Consider the following 5,057-nt stretch of genomic DNA (forward strand, 5'->3'; position numbering starts at 1 on the left):
ATTCCGCCCAAGGCAAGCCCCAGCGGCGAATGGCGCGGAACAGGAAATCCATCGCCATGCCGAGGAACCCGATGATGAAAATAGCCAGGAAGATCACATCGACCCGAAATCCGCGCATGGCCTGCAGGCTCAGATAGCCGAGGCCGCTATTGGCCGCCACCAGTTCGGCCACTACCAGATAAGTCCAGGCCCATCCCATAGTGACGCGCAACGCATCGACCACGCCGGGCAACGTCGCCGGCAACAGTACGCGCGTCACGACGAGGCCACGTTTGGCGCCCAGCGTATAGGAGACATTGATCAGGTCGCGCGGGACCTGGCGCGCCACATCGGCGATCATCACGACCTGCTGGAAGAAGGTACCGATCAGGATGACCGAGACCTTCTGCTCGATGCCGATGCCGACCCACAGGATCAGCAGCGGGATCATCGAGGTCACGGGCAGATAGCGGATGAAATTGATGGTCGGCTCGAGCGCTGCCTGCACGATCCGAAATCCGCCCATGAGGATGCCGAGCGGCACGGCGATGATCGAAGAAATCACGAAGCCCAGCAGCACGACCCGGGCGCTGGCCCAGATGTCCCGCGGCAGGCGGCCCTGCTGGGTGAACTGGATGCCGGCCAGGATGACTTTGTGCGGTGCCGGCAGGAAATTGGGAGGCGCGAGGCCACCATAGGTGACCCCGCACCAGACCAGGATGATGAAACCCCCGAACAGAAATCCCGCCAGGAGCGAGGCCTGGGTCGGGATCTCTGCCTTGGGAGAAAGATAGACACGGGCGAACCGCCGCCAGGCGGTTGCACCCGTCTTCGTCCTTTCCTCAGCCAGCGATGGTTCCGCCGGCGGTCCCCCATCCGCCACGTTACTGGGCCAGATAGGCGTTGGTAATGATGTCCGCGGGCTTCGGGCTCACTTGCAGCCGTTTCAGACCGCCCCAGATGTCGATCGCGTATTGCACGATGCCATAGAGGCTGCCCGGCTTGTCGGACGTGCCGAAATAGGCCGTGTTGGTCGCCTTGTCGAAGAACTTCACGCCCTTGACGGAATCGCCGAACACGGCGGGATCGGCGAGCCAGCCGCCCACGCCCTTGGCCATGATCGCGTTCGCCTTGTCGGGATTGGCTTTCCAATAATCGACCGCTCGGTTCCAGGCGCGGATGATCGCCTTGATGTCGTCAGCGCGTTTCTCGGCGGTACTGCATTGGACCGCCATCACGTCGGTGATCACGCCGGGCGTGGTCGAGCTGTCGATCAGCACCTTGGAGCCCGCTGTACCGCGGGCTTCGGTCAGATGCGGCTCCCAGGTCACGGCTGCCGGCACGCGACCCGCCATCAAAGCCGCCGCCGCGTCATCCGGCGTCATGTTCACCATCTCGATGTCTTCCTGCTTCATGCCGTGGTTCTTGAGCACGACATTGAACCAGAATTGCGACACCGAACCTTCGTTGAAGGCAACCTGCTTACCCTTCAGATCCTCCAGCTTGTCGATGCCCTTGCTGACGATGATGCCGTCGCCACCGGCCGATTCATCGAGCGCGAAAACATATTTCAGGCAGACATCCTTGTTCATATAAAGCAGGAACTCGTCCACGGTGCCGAGTGCGCCTGCCGCCTGGCCGGACATCATCGCAGCCATCTGAAGGGTCTTCTCTTCGATCGTGGTGAGCTTGACCTCGACGCCCTCTTCCTTGAAGTAGCCGAGATCCTGCGCCAGATAGAGCGGGCCGTAGCCGACCCAGGTGGTATGCACGATCTCAAACGGTTCTGCTTTGGCCGCGGCCACCGAAAGCCCGAGGGCTGCCGCCGTGATCACGCCCGTCAATATGCGCCTCATCGTCTCCTCCTCTGCCGCCGTGCGATGGCGGTCCTTTTTTGTGGTGGGGATTGTGTCGTCGTCGCGCCGGCCGCGGCGACCGCACCATAGAGGGCGGGTCTGCGGTCGGCGAGATAGGTGTTGAGCGCCCTCGATTCCGCGTAAGCCGCGGGATCGATCTCCGCCACCAACAGGGCCTCGCCTTCGCTGCCGGCGCGCTGGATATCCTTGCCGTCCGGCCCGACGATCGCGCTCATGCCGATATAGCTCAGCTCGCGTTCGGCGCCGGAATGGTTGGCGTAGGCGAGGAAGATCTGATTCTCATAAGCGCGCGCCCGCAGGATCGAGGTCGGAATCTCCCAATAGGGCGGTGTCAGGCAGGTCGGCACGGCGATGAGATCGGCACCCTTAAGCGCCAGCGTGCGAATGAATTCGGGAAACTCGACGTCGTAACAGATGGCGAGGCCGATCGTAAGCCCGTTCAGCGTCGCCATAACATAGTCCTTGCCCGGCTCGAACAGCCGTTTCTCCTCAGGGCCGAACAGATGGACCTTGCGGTAGTTCGCGAGCGGCTTGCCGTCCGCACCGACGAGAAGAATGGAGTTGTAGATCGCATCGCCATCGCGCTCGGCATATCCGTAAAGTAGCGCAATGCCGTGATGTTTGGCGATGCGCGCCGCTTCGCGCGCCGAGGCGCCGTCTGCAGGCTCGGCCATGCGGGCGCAGTCATCGCCTAGATTGTAACCGGAAAGGTAAATCTCGGGCAGCATGAGCAGACTCGCGCCCTGGCGCACCGCGGTGGCCGCCAGCCGATCCATGCGCGCGAGATTGGCCATCTTGTCGAGGAAGTCGCCGGTCCCCTGATAAACCGCCAGCTTCATGCCCCGTCCCTACCCATGCCCCATTCTTGCCAAAGCAAACGCAACCCGGATCACCCGGCAGCGAGGCTGCCGGGTGATCCGGAGGTCGTCGTCAATTCGATCGATCGGCCGGCGTCAGGCCGGCTTCTTTTTGCCCTGCTCCATCACCCGGTCGGACAGGTCGGCCGCTTTACGCACGAAGTCCAGTGGCCCGTTCCAGCCGAAATTCATATAGACGGCATTCAAATGCGCGAAGGGCGGCGACTGTGCGAACAGCTCGAAGGTCACGCGGTGACCAGCATAGTCGGAGTTGAGCAGGTCGCGGGCGAAGGCCAAAAGCTTGCGCCGGTCCTCGGCCACCCAGTACTCGTTGACGTGATAGAACTTGTCCATCCAGGGCTTGGTGTCCGGATGGTCGAAGGTCGCGGAATCCGGCGTCACGCAGATCTGGCCGCCGCAAAGCTCGCGGGCGAGATGCATCATCTCGGGCAGCTTCGAGCAGGCATGGACGCGGCCGGTATAGAGCAGCGACTGATTGGGCATCAGCAGGCCCGCCGGGCTCTTCTCGGCCAGCGCGATCGCCGCCGTCATATGGGCGTTGATGGTCTCGCGGTAGCAGGCCAGGAGCGCCAGCTTCTCGCGCACCGCCTGCTGCTGGTCGAGGCCGGTCTGGCGCACATTGAAGAGGGCGGCACCGATCATCATGTCAGCGATATAGAGCAGCCGCAGCACGAAGGGGAAGGCGCTGTAGCGATGCAGCGTGCCGCGGATAAAGGAGGCGGCGCGCGTATGCCGGTAGAACAGCACGTCCTCCCAGGGAATCAGCACATTATCGAAGATCAGCAGCGTGTCGACTTCGTCGAACTTGTTCGCGATCGGATAGTCGCGCGCCGGGGCGCGGCCGGCAAAACCGCTGCGGCAGATATGCTTGATGCCGGGCCGGTTCATCTCGCAGATGAAGCCCACCGCATAATCCGAGAGCTTGTCGTCGCCCCAGTTGGCGATGGTCGGCTTGACGAAGGCCTGGTTCGAATAGGCGGCCGCGGTTTCGTATTTGGCGCCGCGCACCACGATGCCGGCATCGGTCTCCTTCACCACATGCAGCAGCATATCGGGGTCCTGGTCCTGGGGCCGCTTGGACCGGTCGCCCTTGGGGTCGGTATTGGCCGAGACGTGGAAGGTGTCGGAGCGCAGCGCCTTCCAGATATGGTTCTTGATGTTGTCGGCGAAGCGCGGATCGACCTCGCGCAGCACGTCCTGGCCGTCATAGAGCGACCACATCTCGCCGATGGTCTCGTCGCCGACGCGAATCACCACGCCGCCGAGATCTTTCATCACCGTGTCGACCGCGCGCCGCTTGGCCTGCCAATCGTCCTGGGTGTGGGGCAGCTTGTACCCGATGCAGTTGGTCTCGTGCGTCTCGTCGTCGGTATAGGTCATGACCGAGGCGAGCCGGTTGTCATGCGCCATGTCATAGATGCGCGCCCGGGCGTCGACGATCGGCTTGAAGGAAGGATGGCGCGTCACGTCCTTGACACGTTCGCCATTGATCCAGACCGCACGGTCGTCGCGCAGCGATTCACGATATTGCTCGCCGGTCCTGATCATCTTGTCCCCGTCGTTTCGTCGATTGTCTGGGAGATCCGCGTGGCTGGTCGCGCGGGTGGCCTCATTCTTGACCCGGGCCCGGTAAAGGGGAAATATTATTTTTCTTCGAATTGCATAGGATTTCCCTATGACTTTCACCCTCAAGCAACTCCGCTACTTCGTGGCGGCCGCCGAGACCGGCACGATCACGGCCGCCGCGCGCCAGCTCAACATCTCGCAGCCCTCGGTGTCGGCCGCCGTGGCCGAGCTCGAAGAGAGTCTCGGCCTTGACCTGTTCCTGCGCCATCATGCCCAGGGCCTGTCGCTGACGCCGGCGGGGCGCCGGCTCCAGACCGAGGCCACGGATCTGCTGGCCCATGCCGAAGAGCTGCGCCAGGGCGCGCTTGATCTGAGCCAGCGGCCCGGCGGCGAGATCGAGCTCGGCTGCTTCCAAACCTTCGCGCCGATGCGCATCCCCGGCATGCTGCGCGCGCTCAAGGGCCGCTTCCCCGACATGACCGTGCGGGTGCGCGAGGAACATCTGGCGGGGTTGCTCGAAGGCTTGCGCCGCGGCCGCTTCGATCTCGCCCTGACCTATGATCTCGGGCTCGGGCCGGAGTTCGCCTTCGAGACCCTGGCCGAGGTGCCGCTCTATGTGATGCTGCCGGTCCGCCATCGCCTGGCGCCGCGAAAGGCGGTGGCGCTGGCCGATCTGGTCGAGGAGCCATTGGTGCTGCTGGACCTACCGCAAAGCCGCGACCACTTCCTCTCGGTCATGCGCGGCCGCGGGCTCGAG

General features: G+C 63.4%; 5 protein-coding genes. 1 reads left to right on the forward strand and 4 read right to left on the reverse strand.

Annotated features, from left to right (window positions below; genetic code table 11):
• The 4 genes from ACREE8_RS26090 to ACREE8_RS26105 form a co-directional block, all read right to left on the reverse strand.
• The coding region (locus ACREE8_RS26090; protein WP_431575951.1) for an ABC transporter permease at nt 1-862 on the reverse strand (862 nt) is incomplete at its 3' end.
• Between the two features lies 1 nt (nt 863).
• Nucleotides 864-1,835 carry an ABC transporter substrate-binding protein gene (locus ACREE8_RS26095; RefSeq protein ID WP_431575952.1) on the reverse strand — a complete coding sequence of 324 codons (972 nt, stop codon included), beginning with the start codon at nt 1,833-1,835 and terminating at the stop codon, nt 864-866.
• Nucleotides 1,832-2,695 carry a carbon-nitrogen hydrolase family protein gene (locus ACREE8_RS26100; RefSeq protein WP_431575953.1) on the reverse strand — a complete coding sequence of 288 codons (864 nt, stop codon included), beginning with the start codon at nt 2,693-2,695 and terminating at the stop codon, nt 1,832-1,834. Before ACREE8_RS26100 ends, ACREE8_RS26095 begins: the two co-directional genes overlap by 4 nt.
• Nucleotides 2,696-2,809: 114 nt before the next feature.
• Entirely contained in the window at nt 2,810-4,282 is a 1,473-nt protein-coding gene (locus ACREE8_RS26105) for a 4-hydroxyphenylacetate 3-hydroxylase family protein (RefSeq protein WP_431575954.1), read from the reverse strand.
• 127 nt (nt 4,283-4,409) lie between these two features.
• On the opposite strand from ACREE8_RS26105, the gene ACREE8_RS26110 reads away from it, so the two are divergent.
• On the forward strand, nt 4,410-5,057 hold a 648-nt coding region (locus ACREE8_RS26110), incomplete at its 3' end, for a LysR family transcriptional regulator (RefSeq protein ID WP_431575955.1).

Origin of the sequence: Hypericibacter sp. (genome assembly GCF_050729195.1) — a bacterium.
Taxonomy (GTDB): domain Bacteria; phylum Pseudomonadota; class Alphaproteobacteria; order Dongiales; family Dongiaceae; genus Hypericibacter.

What these genes read in the sequence shown, in the direction of transcription:
- ACREE8_RS26105 (WP_431575954.1), bottom strand. Translation starts at nt 4,282, where the DNA reads ATGATCAGGACCGGCGAGCAATATCGTGAATCGCTGCGCGACGACCGT.
- ACREE8_RS26100 (WP_431575953.1), bottom strand. Translation starts at nt 2,695, where the DNA reads ATGAAGCTGGCGGTTTATCAGGGGACCGGCGACTTCCTCGACAAGATG.
- ACREE8_RS26095 (WP_431575952.1), bottom strand. Translation starts at nt 1,835, where the DNA reads ATGAGGCGCATATTGACGGGCGTGATCACGGCGGCAGCCCTCGGGCTT.